This is a genomic window from Mycolicibacterium sp. HS_4_1 (assembly GCF_054515875.1).
In genome coordinates this window covers 2,878,181-2,900,280 of record NZ_CM137261.1, presented here as the reverse complement: position 1 = coordinate 2,900,280, position 22,100 = coordinate 2,878,181, and the positions used below count along the sequence as shown (strand labels likewise).

Annotated in this window: 19 protein-coding genes; 11 read left to right on the top strand and 8 right to left on the bottom strand. The window is 65.5% G+C overall.

Annotation, left to right across the window (positions count from 1 at the left end; genetic code table 11):
- Positions 1-5 precede the first annotated feature (5 nt).
- Positions 6-3,539: a DNA polymerase III subunit alpha gene (gene dnaE / locus ACX12F_RS13795; protein WP_459370080.1), complete on the bottom strand. Its 3,534-nt coding sequence runs from the start codon at positions 3,537-3,539 to the stop codon at positions 6-8.
- Positions 3,540-3,606: 67 nt separating this feature from the next.
- Positions 3,607-4,305 carry a TetR/AcrR family transcriptional regulator gene (locus ACX12F_RS13790; protein ID WP_459370079.1) on the bottom strand — a complete coding sequence of 233 codons (699 nt, stop codon included), beginning with the start codon at positions 4,303-4,305 and terminating at the stop codon, positions 3,607-3,609.
- A gap of 367 nt (positions 4,306-4,672) precedes the next feature.
- On the opposite strand from ACX12F_RS13790, the gene ACX12F_RS13785 reads away from it, so the two are divergent.
- Genes ACX12F_RS13785 through ACX12F_RS13775 form a run of 3 tightly spaced genes read left to right on the top strand, consistent with a single transcriptional unit; the run spans position 4,673 to position 7,130 of the window.
- On the top strand, positions 4,673-5,605 hold the full coding sequence (locus tag ACX12F_RS13785) for an efflux ABC transporter ATPase subunit, DrrA-related (protein WP_459370078.1): 933 nt from the start codon (positions 4,673-4,675) through the stop codon (positions 5,603-5,605).
- Positions 5,602-6,339 carry an ABC transporter permease gene (locus ACX12F_RS13780; RefSeq protein ID WP_459370077.1) on the top strand — a complete coding sequence of 246 codons (738 nt, stop codon included), beginning with the start codon at positions 5,602-5,604 and terminating at the stop codon, positions 6,337-6,339. Before ACX12F_RS13785 ends, ACX12F_RS13780 begins: the two co-directional genes overlap by 4 nt.
- Positions 6,336-7,130 carry an ABC-2 transporter permease gene (locus ACX12F_RS13775; RefSeq protein ID WP_459370076.1) on the top strand — a complete coding sequence of 265 codons (795 nt, stop codon included), beginning with the start codon at positions 6,336-6,338 and terminating at the stop codon, positions 7,128-7,130. The genes ACX12F_RS13780 and ACX12F_RS13775 overlap by 4 nt, the downstream gene beginning before the upstream one ends.
- 23 nt (positions 7,131-7,153) lie before the next feature.
- On the opposite strand, the gene ACX12F_RS13770 is transcribed toward ACX12F_RS13775, so the two are convergent.
- Positions 7,154-8,122 (bottom strand): glycosyltransferase family 2 protein, encoded by a 969-nt coding sequence (locus tag ACX12F_RS13770; protein WP_459370075.1) that lies wholly within the window; start codon positions 8,120-8,122, stop codon positions 7,154-7,156.
- 3 nt (positions 8,123-8,125) lie between these two features.
- Complete coding sequence (locus tag ACX12F_RS13765; RefSeq protein ID WP_459370074.1) at positions 8,126-9,460, bottom strand: UDP-glucose dehydrogenase family protein; 1,335 nt, start codon at positions 9,458-9,460, stop codon at positions 8,126-8,128.
- Between the two features lie 672 nt (positions 9,461-10,132).
- Here ACX12F_RS13765 and ACX12F_RS13760 point away from each other — a divergent pair.
- Together ACX12F_RS13760 and ACX12F_RS13755 are read left to right on the top strand one after the other, a co-directional pair.
- Entirely contained in the window at positions 10,133-10,846 is a 714-nt protein-coding gene (locus tag ACX12F_RS13760) for a hypothetical protein (protein ID WP_459370073.1), read from the top strand.
- 9 nt (positions 10,847-10,855) lie between these two features.
- The gene (locus ACX12F_RS13755) at positions 10,856-11,569 is read left to right on the top strand and encodes a methyltransferase domain-containing protein (protein ID WP_459370072.1); all 714 of its coding nucleotides are present in this window, start codon (positions 10,856-10,858) and stop codon (positions 11,567-11,569) included.
- Here ACX12F_RS13755 and rarD read toward each other — a convergent pair.
- Genes rarD through lspA form a run of 3 tightly spaced genes read right to left on the bottom strand, consistent with a single transcriptional unit; the run spans position 11,553 to position 14,040 of the window.
- Positions 11,553-12,467, bottom strand: coding sequence for an EamA family transporter RarD (gene rarD / locus ACX12F_RS13750; protein ID WP_459370071.1), 915 nt, complete (start codon positions 12,465-12,467; stop codon positions 11,553-11,555). The genes ACX12F_RS13755 and rarD overlap by 17 nt on opposite strands.
- Positions 12,464-13,387, bottom strand: a complete 924-nt coding sequence (locus ACX12F_RS13745; RefSeq protein ID WP_459370070.1) for an RluA family pseudouridine synthase — start codon at positions 13,385-13,387, stop codon at positions 12,464-12,466. The genes rarD and ACX12F_RS13745 overlap by 4 nt, the downstream gene beginning before the upstream one ends.
- Complete coding sequence (lspA, locus tag ACX12F_RS13740) at positions 13,384-14,040, bottom strand: signal peptidase II (protein WP_459370069.1); 657 nt, start codon at positions 14,038-14,040, stop codon at positions 13,384-13,386. Before lspA ends, ACX12F_RS13745 begins: the two co-directional genes overlap by 4 nt.
- A gap of 42 nt (positions 14,041-14,082) precedes the next feature.
- Between lspA and ACX12F_RS13735 the strand changes: the two genes are divergently transcribed.
- Positions 14,083-15,006: an asparaginase gene (locus tag ACX12F_RS13735; protein WP_459370068.1), complete on the top strand. Its 924-nt coding sequence runs from the start codon at positions 14,083-14,085 to the stop codon at positions 15,004-15,006.
- Between the two features lie 172 nt (positions 15,007-15,178).
- The gene (locus ACX12F_RS13730; protein WP_459370067.1) at positions 15,179-17,197 is read left to right on the top strand and encodes an acyltransferase family protein; all 2,019 of its coding nucleotides are present in this window, start codon (positions 15,179-15,181) and stop codon (positions 17,195-17,197) included.
- On the opposite strand, the gene ACX12F_RS13725 is transcribed toward ACX12F_RS13730, so the two are convergent.
- The gene (locus tag ACX12F_RS13725; protein WP_459370345.1) at positions 17,194-18,531 is read right to left on the bottom strand and encodes a DNA polymerase IV; all 1,338 of its coding nucleotides are present in this window, start codon (positions 18,529-18,531) and stop codon (positions 17,194-17,196) included. The two genes, ACX12F_RS13730 and ACX12F_RS13725, sit on opposite strands and share 4 nt — an antisense overlap.
- Before the next feature lie 69 nt (positions 18,532-18,600).
- Here ACX12F_RS13725 and ACX12F_RS13720 point away from each other — a divergent pair, with 69 nt between their 5' ends.
- From ACX12F_RS13720 to ACX12F_RS13705, 4 genes are read left to right on the top strand one after another with little or no spacing between them, the layout of a single operon-like run.
- Positions 18,601-18,819 carry an RNA-binding S4 domain-containing protein gene (locus ACX12F_RS13720; RefSeq protein WP_459370066.1) on the top strand — a complete coding sequence of 73 codons (219 nt, stop codon included), beginning with the start codon at positions 18,601-18,603 and terminating at the stop codon, positions 18,817-18,819.
- Between the two features lie 11 nt (positions 18,820-18,830).
- Entirely contained in the window at positions 18,831-19,580 is a 750-nt protein-coding gene (locus ACX12F_RS13715; protein ID WP_459370065.1) for a GAP family protein, read from the top strand.
- A gap of 12 nt (positions 19,581-19,592) precedes the next feature.
- The gene (locus ACX12F_RS13710; RefSeq protein WP_459370064.1) at positions 19,593-20,894 is read left to right on the top strand and encodes a mannosyltransferase; all 1,302 of its coding nucleotides are present in this window, start codon (positions 19,593-19,595) and stop codon (positions 20,892-20,894) included.
- A gap of 31 nt (positions 20,895-20,925) precedes the next feature.
- Positions 20,926-22,098: a mannosyltransferase gene (locus tag ACX12F_RS13705; protein WP_459370344.1), complete on the top strand. Its 1,173-nt coding sequence runs from the start codon at positions 20,926-20,928 to the stop codon at positions 22,096-22,098.
- The last annotated feature ends 2 nt before the right edge of the window (positions 22,099-22,100 follow it).

The window sequence follows — 22,100 nt, the reverse complement described above, 5'->3', positions numbered from 1 at the left end:
TCGAACTACCCGCCGAGACAGCCCGGACCCAGCAGCGCCTTCAAGTCACCCATCAACGCCGACGACGGTGTCACCCGCAAGGTCTGGTCCAGCTCCAGCGTGGTGATGCGGTCGCCGCTGATCAGCCGCAGATGTACCTGCGAGGTGCCCGGATGGTGCGACAGCACCTGTTTGAGTGCGCTGACCTTCTCCGGGGTGCACTGCCGGGTCGGCAGGCTTACCGCGAGCGGCCGATCCGCCTGGGCATTCGAAAAGTCCGGCACCACAAGGTCACTGGCGAAGATCGACACCCGCTCGTCTTCGACCCGGGCCTTGCCGCTCACCAGCACGATGGCGTCGTCCATGATGTCGGCACCGAACACGGCGTAGGTCTTCGGGAAGAAGTTTACCGTGACCGAACCGTTGAGATCCTCCAATTGCGCTGAGGCCCAGGGCAATCCCTGTTTGTTGACCCGTCGCACCACACCCGCCAGAATGCCGCCGATGCGGACCTGGGAGTCGTTGGCGACAGCGCCCTCGAGGATGGCCGTAATCTGGGTGTCCACCTGCGCATTGAGCAGGTGCGCGACACCGTTGAGCGGATGGCCGGAAACGTACAGGCCCAGCATCTCGCGCTCCAGGGCGAGTTTGTGCTTGTCGTCCCACTCGTCCTCGGGCACCTTGATGGTGAAGGCCGCATCTCCGGCATCGCCGGCATCACCTCCGCCGAACAGATCGAACTGACCCATGGCCTCGGCCTTCTTGGTGCCGAGCACCGAGTCGACCGCGTCGGCGTGCACCAGGAACAGGCCCTTGCGGGCATGGCCCAGGGAGTCGAAAGCGCCTGCCTTGACCAGAGATTCGGTGACCCGCTTGTTGCAGGCCGTGATGTCGATCTTGCTGAGGTAGTCGGAGAAATCGGTGTACTTCCCCTTCTCGGTGCGGCCCGCGATGATGGACTGCACCACGTTGGCACCGACGTTGCGCACACCGCCCAAGCCGTAGCGGATGTCTTTGCCGACCGAGGCGAAGTTGTGCACCGACTCGTTGACATCCGGCGGCAGCACCGTAATTCCCAGGCGGCGGCAATCCGCCAGGTACACCGCGGCCTTGTCCTTGTCGTCACCGACCGACGTCAGCAGACCGGCCATGTACTCGGCCGGATAGTTGGCCTTGAGATAGGCGGTCCAGAACGACACCAGGCCGTACCCGGCAGCGTGCGACTTGTTGAACGCGTAGCCGGCGAACGGCAGCACCGTGTCCCACAACGCGGTGATGGCCGCCTGTGAGAAGCCGTTCTTCTTCATGCCGTCGGCGAATCCGCCGTAGGCCTCGTCGAGGATTTCCTTCTTCTTCTTACCCATCGCGCGGCGCAGCAGGTCTGCTTGACCGAGCGAGTAGCCGGCCACCTTCTGCGCGATGTGCATGATCTGTTCTTGGTAAACGATCAAACCGTAAGTCTCAGAAAGGATGTCACGCAGCGGCTCTTCGAGCTCCGGGTGGATGGGCCTGATCTCCTGGAGCCCGTTCTTTCGCTTCGCGTAGTCGGTGTGCGCATCCACACCCATCGGGCCCGGCCGGTACAGCGCCAGAACCGCCACGATGTCCTCAAAGCCGGTCGGCCGCATCAGTTTCAGCAGATCACGCATCGCGGACCCGTCGAGCTGGAACACCCCGAGCGTGTCGCCGCGCGCCAGCAGTTCATAGGTTTTCGGGTCATCGAGACCCAGGTGATCGAGATCGAGATCGATGCCACGGTTGGCCTTGATGTTCTCCAGCGCGTCACCGATGACGGTGAGGTTGCGCAGGCCCAGGAAGTCCATCTTCAACAGGCCGATGGCCTCACACGACGGGTAGTCCCAGCCGGTGATGATGGCGCCGTCCTGGGCGCGCTTCCACATCGGGATCGCATCGATCAGTGGCTCGGAGCTCATGATCACCGCGCAGGCGTGCACACCCGCGTTGCGGACCAGACCCTCGAGGCCCCGTGCGGTCTCGTAGATGGTGCGCACGTCGGGGTCCGTGTCGATCAGCGCACGGACCTCGGCGGCTTCCTTGTACCGCTCATGGTTGGGATCGGTGATGCCCGCCACCGAGATGTCCTTGGCCATGATCGGCGGCGGCAGCGCCTTGGTGATCCGGTCGGCGATGGCGAAGCCCGGCTGCCCGTAGTGGACGCGCGCCGAATCTTTCAGCGCCGCTTTGGTTTTGATGGTACCGAAGGTGATGACCTGGGCGACGCGATCGCTCCCCCACTTCTCGCTGGCGTACCGCACCATCTCGCCGCGCCGGCGGTCGTCGAAGTCGATATCGATATCGGGCATCGACACGCGCTCGGGATTGAGGAAGCGCTCGAACAGCAGACCGTGCGGGATGGGGTCGATATTGGTGATGCCCATCGCCCATGCGACCAGCGAACCTGCTGCCGAACCTCGGCCCGGGCCGACCCAGATACCGACTTCGCGAGCGTGGCTGATGAGGTCACCGACGACAAGAAAGTACGCCGGGAAGCCCATCTGCACGATGACGCTGATCTCATAATCTGCACGGTCGAGGTACTCCTGAGGCGGGCCAGCCGGGAAGCGCCGGTCCAGGCCACGCAGCACCTCCTTACGCAGCCAAGTGGCCTGCGTCTCTCCTTCGGGTACCGGGAAGACCGGCATCCGGTCGTGGAACTTCCAGACGTCGGCATAAGACTCGACGCGCTCGGCGATCAGCAGCGTCGAGTCGCAGGCACCGGGCACCTGCTCGTCCCACATGGCCCGCATGTCGGCCGCGGACTTGAGGTAGTAGCCGTCACCGTCGAACTTGAACCGCGTGGGGTCGGACAGCGTCTTACCGGTCTGGATACACAGCAGCGCCTCGTGGTTGTGCGACGCCTCCCGGGTGACGTAGTGGCAGTCGTTGGTCGCCAACGGCCGGATGCCCAGCTTCTTGCCGATGTCCAGCAGGCCCTCACGAACCCGGCGCTCGATCTCGATGCCGTGGTCCATCAACTCCAGGAAGAAATTCTCCTTCCCGAAGATCTCCTGCCATTTCGCGGCAGCCTCGATGGCCTCTTGTTCGTGACCGAGCCGCAACCGGGTCTGCACCTCACCCGACGGGCAGCCGGTGGTGGCGATGATGCCCGCGGAATGCTCGGCGATGATCTCCGCATCCATGCGCGACCACTTACCGAGCTGACCCTCGAAGGAAGCCAGCGACGACAGCTTGAACAGGTTGCGCAGGCCGGTCGCGTTCTCCGCGAGCATGGTCATGTGGGTGTATGAACCACTACCCGAGACGTCGTCGCCCTTCTGGCTGGGATCACCCCACGTGATGCGCTTCGTGTTGAAGCGGGACGCCGGCGCGATGTACGCCTCGATGCCGATGATCGGCTTGATGCCCTCTTTGGTGGCGATGTTGTAGAACTCGCTGGCGCCGAACATGTTTCCGTGGTCGGTCATGCCGATGGCCGGCATGCCCAGCCGCAGCGCCTCGGTGATCATGGGCTTGACCTTCGCGGCACCGTCCAGCATCGAGTACTCGGTGTGATTGTGGAGGTGCACGAACTGGCTCATAGGGCTGCCAGTCTAAGACGGGCCACCGACACGGTTCGGCGTGTCGGGTGCTGTGTCGCCGGAAGGACTACGACGACGCCGCGGCACCCACGGGCACGCGGCCCTCGGTCGCCTCAACCTCCGTTGCCATGGGACCCACCAGCAACCCCATGTGCAACACGTGTTGCAGTTGCTTAGTTACCGCCTCGACGCGGTCCCGATCGTCCATGAGCCCGGCGTAGAACCCGAGTCCCCACACCACGGTGTAGAGCAGATCGGCCACAGGGGCCACAGCTGTATCGGCAGGCAGTTCGCCGCGCGCCACCGCGTCCCGCACCGCCCCGTCCATGAATTTGCGGACGGCAGCCTTCGCGTCGCGCCGCGGGGCCGGAAGGCGGTCGGCCTCGAGGTAGGAACTGATCAACAGCGCCACGCTCTCCGGTTCGTGGACACCGGCACTGCGCAATTCGGTGATGAGCACCGAAATCTGCCCCGGAAGTGTCGATTCCGCGCCCGCCCGGGTGATGCAGAGATCGATCGTGGTCGCGATCTCATTGAGCAGGCAGTGGTAGATGTCCTCGCGCGTCTGGAAGTGGTAATGCAGCGTGGGACGGCTCAACTCGGCGATTTCGGCAATGGCCTGAATGGTGGTGGCGTGGTAGCCACGGAGCGCGATCACTTCCCGCGCGGCACCCAGGATGCGCGCCCGGGTCTGAGCCGAATCAGTGCCCGCGGGCCGGCCCCTCCGGCGCGTTGCCTTCACTGGCAGAACATCGAGTTGCACCATGCCACGTCCTCGCACAGGAAAGGGATATTAACGAATTCAGCAAACTCTATGACATAGCTGATACCTGGTCAACCGCAACGGCGACGGCACTCAGCCAACTCGCTGTGCGTCGCTCTCCGGATCGGACGAATCAGTTCGGTACCGGCACAGACGGCGTCCCGCCCGCGAGTTGCTCGACGGCGCGTTCTGCAGCACCGACGGGCCTCGCAATTCATTTGCCCGAAAATCTGTCGCGAATGCAGAGATCCGGCAACCGATTGCGGTCTCGAGGTGCCGGGCAAACGGCGCCACATGGTGATGTTGTCCACATCGAGGCGCGCACTATTCGAATTGAATGCGCTGTGGGTCTCTGCAAGAGTATGAGTTCGTGATCGAGCTCATTAACGTCGCCAAGACTTTTGGCGGGTCCGTTCCCGCGCTCCGCGACGTGAGCTTTTCCGTTCCCACCGGCTCAGTGTTGGGGTTGCTGGGGCACAATGGCGCCGGGAAGACCACAACGGTCAAAATCCTGTCGACATTGCTCAAACCGACTTCTGGACAAGCGATTGTCGCCGGCTACGACGTGGCTCGCGAACCCGCGAAGGTGCGCCAGAGTATCGGTGTCACCGGGCAGGATGCGGCACTCGATCCCCGGCTGACCGGTCGAGAGAACTTGGTGCTGTTCGGCCGGCTGCGCGGCCTGCGGCGCGGTCAAGCCCGCAGCCGAGCAGACGAATTGATTTCGCAATTCGATATGGGCCACGCCGCCGACCGACAGGTCAGCAGTTATTCCGGCGGTATGCGCCGTCGCATTGATATCGCGGTATCCCTTGTTGTGCAGCCGAAGGTGCTTTTCCTTGATGAGCCGACCACCGGCCTGGACCCGCGCAGTCGTCGCGATGTCTGGAATCTGGTGTCCTCGATGAAGGCCCAGGGCATCACCGTGCTGCTGACGACCCAGTACCTGGAGGAAGCTGACCTCCTCAGCGATTCCATCGTCATCCTCAACGCCGGGCAGATCGTCGCCAGCGGCACCGCCGATGAACTCAAACGTCAGACCGGTACCAGCTACTGCGAGATGACGCCGCTGCATCCGGACGACCTGCCACGCATCGCAACGGCACTCTCGGACTTCGACGGCGTCGAGGTCGACAGCGACGCGACCACGGTATCCGTGCCCGCCCCCAAGGGTGTGGCAACGCTGACCGAGGTGTTCCGCCGCATGGACGACATCGGTGTCGAGCTCATCGACATCTCGCTGCGTCGTCCCTCCCTCGACGAGGTGTTCCTGCACCTCACCAGCCCGGTCGCCTCGAAGTGAACGCACTCGCTCTCCTGACGGCTCGCACCCTGCAGCGAGGTCGACTGGATCTGGCCTTCGCCGTCCTGGTGCCGGTCTCGGCATTGATCGGCCTGACGTTCTTGCTGCGCGGCGTCATCTCCACCGGCCACATGAGCTACGAGCAGTACGTCCTGCCCGCAGTGGTCGTACAGGCGATGTTGTTCGGCGCCCTCACCACCACCGATCGCGCTGCCTGGGAAAAAGCCAGCGGGCTGGGCTCACGGATGCGGACGCTGCCCATCTCGCCGTACGCGCCGCTCATGGCGCGGATGGCCTACTGCCTGATCCGCGGCGTGTTGGCGCTGGCGGCATCGATTCTGGCTGCCTATCTGTTCGGTTTTCGCCTGACCTGCGGATTCGGCTACACCGCGGCGTTCGTCGTGATGGCGCTGACGCTGACGTTGGCGTTGTCCCTCGGCGCGGACGCCACCGGCAGCAAAGCCGGACGCACCGAGGTCGCCAGCCAGCTGCTGATGATCCCGCAGTTGCTCCTGGTCATGTTGTCGACCGGACTGGCGCCCCTCGAGGCATTCCCCTCATGGCTGCATTCCTTCGTTCGATACCAGCCGATCTCCCAGATCACCGAGACCATGCGTGGCTTCACCAGCGGCGATGTGGCGATGAGCAATCTGGGTACCAGCCTCGCGTGGTGCATCGGGCTGCTGCTCGTTTTCGGCACGTTCGCCGTTCGACTTCAGGGGCGAGAATCGTGAATTCGACCACCCAGCACCAACATTCGCTACTCACCGAAAGCTGGATCTTCGCGGGCCGGCTGTTCAAACAGTGGCGTCGATACCCGATGGTGCCGATGCAGGCGCTACTCTTTCCGGCCTTGCTGCTGGTGGTCTACGGGCTGTTGGTCGGCAAATCGATGGTTCGGTTGACCGGCAACAGCGGCATGGACGTGCTGATCCCGGTGTGCACACTCGCGGGCGCGATGTCAGGTGCCATTGGCGCCGGCCTGGCGGTGCCGTACGACCGCGACAGTGGCCTGCTGACCAGACTGTGGATCATGCCTGTGCACCGGACGGCCCCGCTGACCGGCGCGCTGTTGGCCGAGGCGCTACGCACCTTCGCGGCTTCGGCATTCGTCGTGGCAACGGGCTACGCGATGGGTTTCCGATTCGAAGGCGGCTGGATCGATCTACTGGTCTACCTGATGGTTCCGGTCATCATCGTCGTCGTTTTTGCGACCATCGTGATCACGCTGGCCCTGCGACCACAGGGCCGGATCATCCTCACCTGGACCCAGTCGTTCTGCATGGGGCTGGCCTTCGCCACGCTCATCCCGGCCGACAAAGTGCCGGCGTTGCTGCGTCCGCTCGCGGAATACCAGCCGATCGCCCCGGCTGTGGCGGCCATGCGCGGGCTGTCGACGGGCGGTGAGGTGTGGTGGCCGATGCTGCTGACGGTGCTGTGGGCCGCTGCCATCGGTGCGGCGTTCGTGCCGGTGATGTTGCGCGGATACCGCGCGTCAGTCGAGGGCGGCAAAGTCGACGGCTGAGCCGTCGAATCAGATGGTGACGGTCAGCTAGCGACGGCTGGGTCGTCAGACACCGGCCGCTCGACGGGCGCAGGAGCCTCGGGAACTGAAAAATGGACCGGCATGTCGAACTCTGACTGCTTCCAGCGAGCGGCGAAGTAGCCGTACTGAAACGCGATACCGACCACCGCGGTCGCCGCCAATTCGGATGGCGGCCGCCGCAATTCGGTGCGCAGCGTCGTCCAGGCAGCAACCGGAGAGATTCGCGGCGCGGGGCCCGTACCTCCGCCCAAGCCGTCGTTGCGGTGCGCCCAGCGCAGGTACGCATTGCTGTTCCCATAGCGTTTCCACTGGCTGGCCAGGTCCCGAATGGAGGTTCGCGGCTCCCACTCCATCAGCACGCGGGTGTCGGTGGCAATCGTGCCGTGCGACTGTTCCTGGATACGCCAACAGATATCGAGGTCCCCACCGCCGCGCATCGCCCGGAAGCCACCCACCTTCTCGAAGGCGTCCCGGTCGATACCCAGATTGCAGGTTGGGTAGTAGTCGGGCCGGGGCGGCACGATCCCGACGGTCGCCTTCATCGCCCCACCCCCGCGAGGCAGCATGAAGGGCTGCATCCTGGCTGCCATCCGGGCGGCCAGGGTCGGACCCCAGACGGTACGAACGTTGGTGCAGGACAACGCAACTCCCGGTCGCCGCTGAAGTTCGCGATGCGCGTCGAGCAGACCCGGCAAAGGCCGACAACGGCCGTCGATGAACAGCAGCGTGTCGGCGGTCGATCTGCTGGCGGCGACCTGGCGGGCGTAGTACGGACCCTTGCTGTCGGTCAGCGTCACGACGTTGGCGCCCGAGAAACGCGCCACGCTAGCGGTGTCGTCACTGGACGCGTCGTCGACCACAGTGACCCGATCACCATCGGCGAGCTGTGCCATCAGTGGCCGCAGGAGCTTCGGCAGATGGCCGGCCATGTCGCGGACCGGAACGATCACCTCGATTGTCTGCTTCGCCATGCTTCATGCCCCCTGAATAGCGTTCAATCCGCCGCGGCCCAACGTAAACACCTGCCAGCCGGCGCCAATCCAAAACTCACGGTCCATCGCGTTGCGGGTGTCGAGGAGACGAGGCTCTCTGACGACAGACCGGAACGCGACGGGATCGAGGTTGCAGTACTCGTCCCATTCTGTGGCCAGCACGATCAGATCCGCATTTCGGCACGCGTCCTCGGCACTGTCGAAGTAGCCGAGCGTCGGAAACCGTCCCTTGGCGTTTTCGATCGCCTTCGGGTCATGGACGCGTACGTCGGCACCCTTCAAATGCATGGCGGCAGCGACGTTCAGCGCGGGCGAATCGCGGACATCGTCACTGTTCGGCTTGAAGGCGGCGCCCAGTACGGCGATGCTCTTACCCAGGAAGTCACCGCCGACGATGGCACTCGCCACGGCAACCGCCTTCTCCCGCCGGCGAATGTTGATCTTGTCGACTTCGTGCAGGAATCTGAGCGCGTCCGACGCACCGAGCTCGCCGGCTCTGGCGCTGAAGGCGCGGATGTCTTTTGGCAGGCATCCGCCGCCGAAACCCAAGCCCGCGTTGAGGAAACGGGCACCGATCCGGTCGTCGTACCCCAGTGCGCGGCTGAGCATCACCACGTCGGCGTCGACGACCTCGCACACCTCGGCCATCGCGTTGATGAACGAAATCTTGGTTGCCAGAAAGGCGTTCGCGGCGACCTTCACCAGTTCAGACGTGGGAAGGTCCGCGGTCAAGTGTGGCGTGCCGGCGTCGAGCAGCGAGCCGTAGACCTCTTGCAGTGTCTTTTCCGCAGTCTCGGAAGTGACACCGAATACCAGCCGATCCGGCCGGAGGGTGTCTTCAATTGCCTTGCCCTCGCGGAGGAATTCGGGATTCCACGCGATTTCGAGACGGTGCGGCGACGGCGTCGCAGCCAGCTCCGCGGCGAGGCGCTGGGCCGTACCCACCGGCACAGTCGACTTTCCGATGATCAGTCCATCGCAGTCCGCATTGGCGGCTACCGCCCGGAACGCACTGTCGACATACTCGATATTGGCCGCATCTGAGCCCGCCTGCTGGGGCGTCCCGACACAGACGAAGTGCACCGCAGCGCCGGACACCGCCTCTTCCACGGAGTGGGTGAACCGGAGCCGGCCGGTCTCCAGCACGGTCGCGAGTAGAGCATCGAAACCCGGTTCATAAAACGGCGAAGTTCCGGCCGAGAGCGTCGCGATCTTCGCCGCATCGGTGTCGTACGCGACGACCTCGTGGCCCAGTTTGGCCATGCAGGCGGCGTGAACGGCACCCAGATAGCCCGTTCCAATCACGCTCAATCTCATCTAGCTGAACTCCACGTTCTTGCAGTTCGCGCCACCCCGGGGGGAGGCAATCCGTCGATCATGTCCGAGCAAACCCCACACCGCTTTGCGACGCCCCGTAGCACGGGAAGATTTACAGGAAACGTCCACACCATGAACGATCTTTCCTTGCTACTTGATGCCTGCTTGCTGTGGACAAGCTGGACAGTCGTCTCTTGGTACATCACACGACGTAGCTGTGGCTACCCTTAGTGACCGCCGACACGTAGCCCGGCACCGGGTCAGCGAACCTCATCCAAGAGATCCGCACACGGGACGGTAGGTAACTAATGCAAGTCCAGACCTAAACATGCGACAGGCATCGGCGCACACAGCTCGGGATTCCCCACACCAGTATTCGACCACGGTTGACTGCGAAAAATCTACACTCGCGTTAGGGTGCCAAATGCCGCATCAAAACAATTCCGGCGCCAGCTCCGCATTCACAGCACAGAGCCCCAGCCTGGGATTACGCCGATCGACACGCCTATGAAGAGGTCTGGGAGGGCCATGCGCAACGCCGGTATTAATCCGAGGACTCCAGTCGACTGGGTTTTGACCTGGACTGAATTCTTCCTCCTGAGCCCGCGGCTGCGACTAATTAATCGCAAATCGGCAGATCCGGTAATCGGTGACGGCGACGCAAATGTCTCATTGACCAGCTACGGCAAACGAATTTCGTCGGTTTGGCAAACAATCGAGACCATTGGGCTGGGTACCGTCAAGCCGCACCGCCTGATCCTGTGGCTTGATGACGACGCCGTGGTCACCGACCCACCAGCACCTCTGCGGCGGTTGCTGGCGCGCGGGCTGGAGATCAGGCACTGCCGGGATTACGGCCCGCACAAGAAGTACTTTCCGTATGTCAACGAGATACTGCACGACGAACCCGAACGCGTCCTCGTCACCGCAGACGACGACGTCTACTACCCGGCCAACTGGCTGGCCGAGCTCCTCGAGGCCCACCGGCCTGGCGAGGTGACGGCGTTCCGCGCCCGCACCCGGTCGGCAGCGCCCTACCGCGCCTGGCCACTGTGCACCACGACCGAGGCGTCCGAGACCGTCTTTGCGACCGGCGTGTCCGGCGTCGCCTATCCCCCCGAACTCCTCTGCACGCTCCGAGACCGCGGCGACGAGTTCACCGCGGTGTGTCCCATGGCCGACGATTACTGGCTGCACTACGCCGCCGTAGCGACCGGAACGCCGATCCGTCAGGTCCGCGATGTCGCCGCCTACTGGTGGCCCAGAGTCACCGTGTCGGGCGGGGGGCTCTGGGACGGTCGCGGGACCGCCAACGACGCCATCTCCGAACAGACTCGACGGGCGTGGCTGTCCGACAACAGCCGCCCCGCCACCGCCGACAACTGACGCATCCTGATGCGATTCGAATTGCGAGAAGAAACAGAAGCCATGGATAAAGGCGTGCGGTCATTGGATGATCGGGTTCATCGATTTCAGAATGCGCTGCGAAAGCTGCTGAAGCCTTCGGAATTCGATAGCTCGCGCAACTATTGGGAAGAGCGTTATCGGCGTGGCGGAAATTCGGGTGCCGGGTCGTACAACCGGCTCGCGGAGTTCAAAGCCGATGTTCTCAACGACTTTGTCGCAAACAACGATATTGAGAGTGTCATCGAGTTCGGGTCGGGCGATGGGGCGCAATTAGCCCTGGCACGGTACCCCTCCTACGTTGGCGTCGACGTCTCCCGAACTGTCATCGAAGCAACGCGCCACAAATTCAGTGCCGACCGTTCGATGTCATTTCTTCACACCAGTGAAGTAACCGATGCGGACAAAGCCGACCTCGCATTGTCTCTTGATGTGATCTACCACTTGGTGGAAGACGACGTATTCGACGCATACATGCACCGCCTGTTCGATGCCGGTATCAAGTTCGTCATCGTTTACGCGAGCAATGAAGACAAGGCCTGGTCATCACCGCACGTCCGACACCGAGAGTTCACCCGGTGGGTCGAGGCCAACCGCGCCGATTTCGTCCTTACCGAGCGAATCCCGAACGCCTATCCGTACTCGAAGAAGGACCCGGACAACACCAGCTTCGCCGACTTCCACATCTTCAGACGGACACACTGACCCGTGCGCCCGACCGGTTGCGCAACACCGCGTCGCCGGTGAAGACGACAAGGGCGAGCCAGATCAGCACGAAGCCGGCCCACCGCCCGCCCGGCATGGGCTCGTGACCGACGAAGACACCCCACGCCATCTGCAACGCCGGGGTCAGGTACTGCAACAGACCCATGGTGACCAGCGGGAGCCGTTGCGCCGCACCGGCAAACATCAACAACGGCAGCGCCGTCACCGGGCCGCACAACATCATCAGGACGGTATGGCCTGGCCCCAGGGATGGGACTGTCGCCTGCCCGGCGACGGTGAGAACGACGAGATAGGCCAGCGCGAACGGGGCGGCCACCCCGGCTTCGACGCCGACACTGACCCGCGGGTCGGCGCGAACCACCTTCTTCACCGCGCCGTACACACCGAAAGATATCGCCACGCCGAGACCGATCACCGGGATCTCACCGCCCTGCACCGCCAGCACGATCACCGCGGCCACGGCGATGGCCAGCGCCGCCGCCTGCGCGCGCCCCAACCGCTCACCGAACAGCGCGACGCCCAGCGCCACGCTCACCAGCGGGTTGATGAAATAGCCCAGCGCAGCGTCGACCACGTGGCCGTTGCTGACGGCGTAGATGTAGATGCCCCAGTTGAGCGAGATCAGGGCCGAGGCGCACACCAGCAGTCCCCAGGTGCGGCCCGACAGCCGGCGCAGGTCACCCAGGCGGCGGCCGACGGCCAGCACCACGAACATCAGCAAGACGGTCCACACAATGCGATGGGCCAACACCTCGAACGCACTCGCCGGCTTGAGCAGCGGGAAGAACGCGGGAAACAGACCCCACGATCCGTAGGCGCCGAGCCCGAGGAGCAATCCCCGGTTCTGATTCGAAGTGGCCGTCGCGGTAATGGTCACTGACGATGCAACACGTCCAGGGCGTGCTGCAATTCCGGCGGGTACTCGCTGGTGATCTCGATCCACCGGCCGTCAGCCGGGTGCGCGAAGCCCAGCGAACGCGCATGCAGCCACTGCCGCTGGAGCCCAAGCTTTTTCGCCAGCGTCGGATCCGCCCCGTAGGTCAGGTCCCCGCAACACGGGTGGTGTAGTGCCGAGAAGTGCACCCGAATCTGATGGGTGCGGCCGGTCTCGAGGTGCACATCGAGCAGGCTTGCCGCGACGAACGCCTCGACGGTGTCGTAGTGCGTGACACTGTGCCGGCCGCCCTCGGTGACCGCGAACTTCCAGTCATTGCCCCGGGCCCGGCCGATCGGCGCGTCGATGGTGCCGCTGGACGGATCCGGGTGGCCCTGCACCAGCGCGTGGTACCGCTTGTCCACGGTGCGGTGCTTGAACGCCCGCTTGAGCACGGTGTACGCCCGCTCGGACAGCGCCACCACCATGACACCGGACGTGCCGGCATCCAGACGGTGCACGATGCCCTGTCGCTCGTGGATACCCGAGGTGCTGATCCGGAAGCCCGCCGCGGCCAGCCCGCCGAGGACCGTGGGGCCGGTCCAGCCCAACGAAGCGTGCGCCGCCACCCCGGCCGGCTTGTCCACCGCCACGATGTCATCGTCGGCGTAGAGGATCGCCATGCCCTCGATCTCCTGCGGCGTGTTCTCCACCGGGGCCGGCGCCTCCGGCAGCCGGACCTCCAGCCAGGAGCCCGCCACCAGTTTGTCCGACTTCGCCGCCGGTGCACCGTCGATATCGACGCCGCCGTCTTCGGCGATCGTCGCGACCGCGGTGCGCGACAAGCCCAGCAGCCGAGACAGGCCCGCGTCCACCCGCATTCCGGCCAATCCTTCGGGGACCGGCATCGAACGGCTGCTCATCGGCCGGTTTCAGCTTCGTCGACGGCCGCAGTGGCCGGCTCCGACCCTGCCTCGGCATCCGGCTCCGGCGGGCGCTTGCCCTCGGTGTCGAAATCGAAGCCGAACACGGACAGCCCGACCAACAGCACTGCCCCGCACACCACCGCGGAATCGGCAACGTTGAACACCGGCCACCAGCCGACGGAAAGAAAATCCACCACGTGCCCGCGCAACGGCCCTGGGGAGCGGAAGAACCGGTCCATCAGATTGCCCACCGCGCCGCCGAGGATCATCCCCAGGCCGAGCGCCCACCACCACGAGACCAGGCGCCGCCCCATCCAGATGATGCCCACCACCACGCCGGTGGCGATCAACGTCAGCACCCAGGTGTAACCGGTGGCCATCGAAAAGGCCGCACCAGAGTTGCGGACCAGTGTCCAGGTGATGGTGTCGCCGACGATCTCGACCGGCTGACCGGGCACCAGCAGCTTCACCGCCAGCACCTTGGTCACCACATCAAGGCCCAGCACCACCGCCGCCACCACCAGCAGTAGCCACAGCCGCCGCGGGGCGGCCTGGGTCCGAGGCTGCGTGGTCGCCCCAGGTCCGGTGGTCGCGGTCGCCTGCGGCTCCGCCAGCTCGGTCGCCTCCGGCTCCGTGGATTCATCAGTCACGCCCCCATCATCCCAAAGACGTCGTGAGGAACAATTCCGCCTATGACTCGCGTCGTCGTGATCGCCACCGGAGGCACCATCGCCACCAGCATCGACCAAGATGGAATAGCTCGGCCGACGCGCAGCGCCACCGACCTGGTGGGCAGCCTCGGAACCGGCGTCCAGGTCGACACCGTGGACCTCATGTCCGTCGACAGCTCCGAGCTGACCCCGACCGACTGGGACCGGATCGGGGCTGCGGTACTGGCGGCCGGAGATGCCGATGGAATCGTCATCACCCACGGCACCGACACCATGGAAGAGACCGCACTGTGGCTCGACATCACGTATGCCGGCGCGGTGCCAGTGGTGCTGACCGGCGCCATGCGCAGCAGCGACGCACCCGACGCCGACGGTCCGGCCAACCTGCGGGACGCGATCACCGTCGCCGCCAGTCCGGCCGCGCGTGATCTCGGGGTGCTGGTCAGCATGGCCGGCCGGGTGTGGCAACCACTGGGCATGACGAAAGCCGGCCACGGTCTGGTCGGCACCGCCGTCGGGTCGATCAGGGACGGTTCGTTCGTTCCCGACGCCGTCAAACGACGACCACTGCTGGGTGCACTGAAGGCGACGGCGGCGCCGCGCGTCGACATCGTCACGGCCTATGCCGGTAGCGATGCACTGGCCATGGACGCGTTTGCCGCCGCCGGCGCCGGCGGCATCGTGCTCGAATCACTCGGCTCGGGCAACGCGGGGTCCAAGGTGCTCACCGGCGTGCAGCGACTGTGCGCCGACGGTATCGCCGTAGCGATAGCGACGCGGGTACCTGGCACGCGCGTCACGTCGGGCTACGGCCCGGGCCGGGCATTGCTGGATGCCGGCGCCGTGTCGGCCGGCGGGCTGCGGGCCGCTCAGGCCCGGGTGCTGCTGATGGCGGCGCTGGCCTCCGGGACACCCGCTGCCGAGCTGTTCGCTGAGTGGGCTTAGCCGAACCGTCCCCGTGGGTGGACAACGTGCGGCTTCGAAGCACACCCAATTTGCGAGCCAGTGATAATTTCCCCTCGCCAAACTTCCGGGGAAAGGCACCGAGCTGACGGCGACGACCAGCCACCGCAAACAACTGAAACGCCTCGACATCCAGGGCCTGCGCGCCGTCGCAGTGGCTCTGGTCGTGCTGTTCCACGCCGATGTTCCCGGCGTCGGCGGCGGCTACGTCGGCGTCGACGTGTTCTTCGTGATCTCTGGCTTCCTCATCAGCAGCCACTTGTTGGGTGAGCTGCGGGACCGTGGGCACATCCGGTACGGCGCGTTCTACGCGCGGCGGGTGCGGCGACTGCTGCCGGCCGCGTTGACCGTCATCGTCGCGACGGTGGCCGCCGCCGCATGCTGGGTGTCTCCGCTGCAGTTCGGCCACGTCGTCAAGGATGCCGTCGCCGCCACGTTCTACGTCCCCAACGTGGTGTTCGCCTACCGTGCGACCGACTATCTCGCCGACAAGACGCCGTCGCTTTTCATGCACTACTGGTCCCTCGGCGTGGAGGAGCAGTTCTACCTGCTGTGGCCGGTACTGCTCGTGTGGCTGTTCGGGCTGTGCAAGCAGCGGACCCGCAGGGTTGCGGCCATCGCCGGCATCGTCGCGGTGTCGTTCGCACTGTGCGTGTGGTTGACCGGCTTCTCACAGCCGAACGCGTTCTTCATCCTGTTCCCGCGGATGTGGGAATTCGGGCTGGGCACTCTGGTCGCATTCGCACTGCTGAACCGCGAACGGGTTTTCGGCGACCGGGTCGGCGCAATCGCCGGCTGGACGGGACTCGCGGCCATCGTGGGCAGCGGCATGCTGTTCTCCACAGCCACGGATTACCCCGGATACGCGGTGGCGATACCCGTGGCCGGCACCGCACTGCTCATCGCAGCCGGGCCCGTCCGCCGCGGCCCCGGTGCGCTACTGAGCCTGCGCCCGTGCGCCTGGATCGGCGACATCTCGTACTCGCTGTACCTCGTGCACTGGCCAGTGCTGGTCCTTCCCGTCGCGGCAACCGGCTACCAGCAGACGTCACCGATGTGGCTTCGAGTTGCGATCGTCGCGGCATGTGTTTCCCTGGCGTGGCTGCTCTACACCTATGTCGAACAGCCTGGTCAGCGCCTGGAATGGCTGAACTCCGCACGCCCGCGCCGCACGCTCACCGCGACGGTGGGCGCCATGGTTGCCGTCAGCGCGGTGGTCCTCGCAGTTGCGGTCGCACACCATCCGGCGCTGGATGCGGGCCGGACCGCCGCGCAGGCAGCGCTCAGCCTCAAGCCCGCCGGGACCCCGTACGTGCCCAACAATCTCCACCCCCGGCTGTCCGCCGCCGAGAGCGCCCAGCCCGTCATCTATGCCAATCACTGCCACCGCGACGAATGGTCGACCGATCCGGTCGGCTGCGTGAGCGGGACCAATCCGTCGGCGCCGGTGGTCGTCCTGTTCGGCGATTCCCATGCCGCACAGTGGTATCCGGCACTGTCCAAGTTGGCCGAACAGGGCTTGATCCGGCTGGACAACCGCACCAAGAGTCACTGCCCGTCGGCAGAGATTCATGCCGCGCACTACTCGCGCTGCGACCGGTGGCGCGAAGCCGTACTGGCCAGCCTCGCCGTGTCCAAGCCCGCGCTGATCGTTCTCGGGGGTTGGGGAACCAGCTACGTGCGCGACGACGCAGACCCGACAGCGCACTGGCGAAAAGCTCTGGCAGACACACTCGAACGACTCCCCTCGCCATCGCGTGTTGCGGTCCTCGCCGACACCCCGGCCACCGGTGTCCCGCCGTCCTACTGCCTGAGTCTCTTCCTCACCGACACCCAGCGGTGTGCGCTGCCGCGGACAACAGCGTTGGATGACCGGGTCCGCCGGGCCGAGCAGGAGCTGGCCGCCGCCGGTGCGTTCACGTATCTGGATTACGACGACTATCTGTGCAACGACAGCATCTGTCCGGGCATCCTCGGTGACACCCTCGTCTACCGCGACGGACACCACATGACGACGGACATCAGCGTTGAACTGGCTCCCCTCATCGCCGCGGATCTGATGCCGCTGCTCAGCACAAGCGGCAAACCAGCCGGGAAGGGCCAGCCAGGCCGGACAGAGATGGCTGCCGCCGGCCCCGGTGCGCCCGGCGGTATGCCACCGCACCGCGGCTAATCCACGCTGTCGTCCGTCGGCAACTGCGCCAGGTATTCCTGCCAGTCGAGGCTGTCGATCGGGTCGGCACGGGTGATCTGCGGATCGTCAGCCGAGACGGTGCGGGCCACGCCGGGCCCGCTGGCCCGGGTTTCGAAGCGCACCGTCATGACACCGTGCCCGGCTCCCTGCACCCAACCGTGCCCGTGATCCGGATGCTGGACGTCGTCCCCGACGCGCCACGGGGATTCGGTCGGCGGAGCACTCACCGGGCCCGTCTGACCGGCGGACGTCGCGACATCAGAGCCGTCCATCATCTCGAGTTCCGGGAACAACGATTCCTGCCGCGCATCGGTCAGACCCGAAAACCCGACGCCCACAAGGCGAATCGGACCGATCTCGATGGGGTCGAGCAGCAGCCGGCGGGCCGTCGCCGTCAGCGTCGACGGATCGGTGGTGGCGTACGGCAGCGTGGCCGACCGGGTCAGCGTGCTCATGTCGGACTTCTTCAGTTTGACCGTCACGGTGCGGGCACCGCGGCCATCGCGCTGCAGCCGCCGGTAAGCGTGCTCGGCGATGGGAACGATGCTCGCGCGCAACTGATCCAGGGTGGTCAGGTCGACCTGGAACGTGGACTCGGCGCTGATCTGTTTGGCCTCGGCGCGCTCGACCACCGGCCGGTCATCGATGCCACGAGCCAGCCGGTGCAGCGCCGGGCCGACGGTGCCGCCGAGGACATCGGCAGCCTCGGCATCGGTGAGCGCCGCCAGCGCGCCTATGGTCTCGATACCCAGCCGGTGCAGTTTCTCCTCGGCGACGGGCCCGATCCCCCACAGACGGCGCACCGGCAACCCTTCCAGGAGCGGTCCCTGCTCGTCACCGCTGATGATCCGGACCCCGTCAGGTTTGGCCAGCCCCGACGCGATCTTGGCGACCTGCTTGCCCGAGCCCGCACCGACCGAGGCCACCAGGCCGGTCTCGGCGCGCACCGCGGCCCGTAGGTCTTCGCAGAACTGCCGAGCCCTGTCAAGGTCAGCGCCGACAAGTTCGGCGGGCTCGCCGAACGCCTCGTCGAACGACAGCTGCTCGAGCACCGGTACCAGGGCGCGCACCGCATCCAACGCGCGGCGACTGGCCACCGAGTACACCGCACCGCGCGGCGGCAACACCACAGCAGTGGCGCCGACCAACCGGCGCGCCTGGTGCATCGGCATCGCCGAACGGGCGCCGAACCTGCGGGCCTGATAACTCGCGCCCGCCACCACCCCACGGCCACCGAGGCCCCCGACCAGCACCGGACGGTCCCGCAGCGTAGGCCGGGTCAGCTGCTCGACGGACGCGAAAAAGGCGTCCATATCGAGATGTATGACCCAGCGATCCACAGGCCAGATAGTAGGCCCGGACAGGTGGCTACCCTTCTGGGTATGAACGACGTGCCGATCCGCGACGAGTCGATCCGGCTGGGCCAATTCCTCAAACTGGCCGCGCTGATCGACAGCGGTGCCGACGCCAAGGCGGTCATCGCCGAGGGCCTGGTGGCCGTCAACGATGAGGTCGAAACACGGCGCGGCCGACAGCTGAAAGCAGGCGACATCGTGGTGTACGACGGAAACGCTGCACGAGTAGTCAGCTTCGCCCTGTAGGGTCCCGGGCCGTGTGGGCCACCGTTTTGATGTTCGCCGTCATGGCGATGTGGGATCCCGTCCGCCTCGGCGTGGCGGTGTTCGTGGTGATGCGCAATCGCCCCATCCCGTCTCTCTTGGTGTTCTGCATCGGCGGTATCGCCTCGAGCCTGGCAATCGGCCTCACTGCCGTCTACCTGCTGCACGGCACCACCAAACGGCTCGTCGCGGACATGAACTCGTCGACTCATTCCATCGATCCGGCGGACGCCAAGATCGCGATCGGCGCACTGGTGCTGCTGGTGGCGCTGGCGCTGCTGTTTCGGGCCGCCACCAGAACACCTGTCGCCGTGCGGGCATCAGAGTCGGCAGCCGATAGCGCTGACCCCGAGCCGCCGCCTGCTGAACCGGAATCGCCGTCCATCACGGCGCGGTTGACAGCGTGGGCACGGCGGCTGATGCACAGCCAGTCCCTGTGGATGGCGTTCCTGGCCGGCCTCTGGGCCGGCCCTGGGCCGCACGTCGAACTCGTGGGCGCACTGGGGGTCATCCTCGCCTCGGGAAACTGCAAATCCGTGCAGGTCGCCGCGGTGGTCACCTACGCCGTGGTGTCGTTCGCATTCGCCGAGATCCCGTTGATCTGCTACCTGATCGCACCCGCGAAGACGGCACAGTACCTCGATCGGGTGCCGAACTGGCTGCGAGCGCGGCGCATCTGGGTGATGGCTATCGCGCTGAGCTTGCTGGGCGTGTATCTCCTGGCCTCGGGCACCCTGTCATAACCTTTACCCGGCATGAATTTTTCGCAAGATGAAGCTGAATCGCCCGTGAGCGGAAAAGCCCGACGCGCCGTTCGGGTGCACAGCCGATATATTCGCCCGGTGAACGCAGGACCCGTCTCAGCGCTGCGTCCCGACGTATCCCGTTGGCAGACACTCGCTCCGGTCATCCTCGCCGTCAGCGCAACCCTCCGGATCGCGTCGACGATGGGCTACTACCTGGTCAAGGGTGACGCCTTCTTCGATCTTCGGGTTTACGTTCTGGGCGGCGCCGCGATATCGCACCCAGGTGCGTTGTACGACTTCTTCTACGTCGACCCCACCAAAGGTGAACACCTACCGTTCACCTATCCCCCATTCGCGGCAATGGTGTTCGCGCCCTTGCATCTTGCGCCGTTCGGGGTGATCGCCTTCGCCTGGCAGGTCGCCTTGATCGCGGCCGTCTACGGAACGGTCAGACTCAGCCAGAAGTTCATCGGCGGTGGCAGCCAGCGCACAGCGATGCTGTGGACCGCCGGCGCGATCTGGATGGAGGCGCCCGGCAGCAGCATTCAATCGGGGCAGATCGGCATCTTCCTGATGCTCGCCGTCCTGTACGCCGCCTATGACTCACGATGGTGGCTGTCCGGTCTGCTGATCGGGGTCGGCGCCGGCATCAAGCTGACGCCCGCGATCACCGGTTTCTACTTTGTCGGCGTCCGGCGCTGGGGCACAGCGCTGTTCTCGGGCGCGGTGTTCTTCGGGACCGTCGGACTGGCGTATCTGTTCTTGCCCGAGGAGACGAAGCGCTACTTCCCGCACCAGATGGCCGAGGCCGGCAAGTCGCTGCCCGTGGGCTCGGCGTGGAACCAGTCCTGGCAGGGCGGGTTGTCCCGGATCGCGGGTCACGACGTCGGTATGTCGCCCTTGGTCATCGGCGCGATAGTGGTCACCGCGGTGCTCACAGTGCTGGCGTTCCGAGCGCTCGGCGGCGAGCGCGACCGACTCGGGTCGCTGCTGGTGGTGCAACTGTTCGGGTTGCTGGCCGAACCGGTGTCCTGGACGCATCACTGGGTCTGGGTGCTGCCGCTGATGATCTGGCTGATCTACGGTCCGTGGCGGGACCAGCCCGGCGCCCGGATATTCGGCTGGGGCTGGGTGACCCTGATGGTGCTCAGCGTGCCGAGCCTGCTGTCGTTCGCGCAGCCGAACATCTGGCAGATCAGTCGTCCTTGGTATCTCGCCTGGGGCGAGATGGTGTACATCGTCGCGGCCCTGGCGACCATGGTCTGGATCATCAGGACAGGACGTCGCGGTGAAATCACCGATCGGGACTGAGCGACTGCGCCGGCTGGCTCCGGCGCTGTTGATGCTGAGCGCGGTCGTTCTCCTGGCGCTCAACATTCCCAGCCAGCCCAACCTGGTGGACTTCCATGTCTACGTGCTCGGCGGCGCCGCGCTGGAGCACCCCGGCACGTTGTACACGTTCGCCTACTCGGATCAGTCCCCCACCCAGCCGCTGCCGTTCGTCTATCCGCCTTTCGCGGCAATCCTCTTCTACCCGTTGCATTTTCTGCCCTTCGCAGCCGTCGGGCTGCTGTGGCAGATCGCGATGATCGCCGCGATGTACGCCATCGTCCGGCTCACCCAACTGATGCTGGGCAGTGGTGACGCGCGCGAGGCAATGCTCTGGACCGCCGTGCTGATCTGGCTCGAGCCGGCACGGGTCAGCGTCAACCTCGGGCAGGTCGGCATCTTCCTGACGCTGGCGGGCTTGTACGCGGCCTACAGCAGACGGTGGTGGGTTTCCGGCTTGCTGGTCGGCTTGGCCGCCGGGGTGAAGCTGACACCGGCCATCACCGGGCTGTACTTCGTCGGGCTACGACGCTGGGCCGCCGCGGTGTTCTCCGCGATCGTATTCTTCGCGACGGTCGCGCTGTCGTGGCTGATCGTGGGCGACCAGGTGCGGCACTACTTCACCGAGGTGATGGGCGATACCAGCATCAACCCGATCGGCATCGCCCTGAATCAGTCGTGGCGAGGCGGCATCTCGCGGATCGTGGGCCACGACGCCGGGGAAGGCGCCCTGGTGCTCGTCGCGATCCTCGGGACCGCAGTGCTGGCCGGGCTGGCCTGGTGGGTGATGGGCAACCGGTCAGGTGCGCGCGATCGGCTCGGCTCGCTCCTGGTCGTCCAGCTCTTCGGCCTTCTGGTGTCACCGATCTCCTGGGTGCACCACTGGGTGTGGGTCGCGCCGCTGATCATGTGGCTGTTGCGCGGACCGTGGCGGGACGAACGCGGCGCGCGGGTCGTCGGCTGGGGCTGGATCGCCCTGACGGTCGTCAGCGTTCCCAGCATCTTGGCCATGGCCGAACCAAGCCTCTGGCAGATCAGCCGGCCGTGGTACCTGGCCTGGGCCGGGCTGGCCTACATCGCCGCAGCGATGGCCACACTCGCGTGGATGGTGGTCACCGGCAGGCGACTGCGCTCGGGCAGTCAGGTGCCTGCCGGCGACCAGCCGGTCGCCGAAAAACGTTGGTGAAG

Bases quoted from the DNA above. Each gene is read 5' to 3' on its own strand.
- ACX12F_RS13725 (WP_459370345.1), bottom strand. From the start codon at position 18,531: ATGGACGCCTTTTTCGCGTCCGTCGAGCAGCTGACCCGGCCTACGCTG.
- ACX12F_RS13710 (WP_459370064.1), top strand. From the start codon at position 19,593: ATGAATTTTTCGCAAGATGAAGCTGAATCGCCCGTGAGCGGAAAAGCC.
- ACX12F_RS13745 (WP_459370070.1), bottom strand. From the start codon at position 13,387: ATGAGCAGCCGTTCGATGCCGGTCCCCGAAGGATTGGCCGGAATGCGG.
- ACX12F_RS13705 (WP_459370344.1), top strand. From the start codon at position 20,926: ATGCTGAGCGCGGTCGTTCTCCTGGCGCTCAACATTCCCAGCCAGCCC.
- ACX12F_RS13790 (WP_459370079.1), bottom strand. From the start codon at position 4,305: ATGGTGCAACTCGATGTTCTGCCAGTGAAGGCAACGCGCCGGAGGGGC.
- ACX12F_RS13720 (WP_459370066.1), top strand. From the start codon at position 18,601: ATGAACGACGTGCCGATCCGCGACGAGTCGATCCGGCTGGGCCAATTC.
- ACX12F_RS13755 (WP_459370072.1), top strand. From the start codon at position 10,856: ATGCGATTCGAATTGCGAGAAGAAACAGAAGCCATGGATAAAGGCGTG.
- ACX12F_RS13770 (WP_459370075.1), bottom strand. From the start codon at position 8,122: ATGGCGAAGCAGACAATCGAGGTGATCGTTCCGGTCCGCGACATGGCC.
- ACX12F_RS13765 (WP_459370074.1), bottom strand. From the start codon at position 9,460: ATGAGATTGAGCGTGATTGGAACGGGCTATCTGGGTGCCGTTCACGCC.
- ACX12F_RS13735 (WP_459370068.1), top strand. From the start codon at position 14,083: ATGACTCGCGTCGTCGTGATCGCCACCGGAGGCACCATCGCCACCAGC.
- dnaE (WP_459370080.1), bottom strand. From the start codon at position 3,539: ATGAGCCAGTTCGTGCACCTCCACAATCACACCGAGTACTCGATGCTG.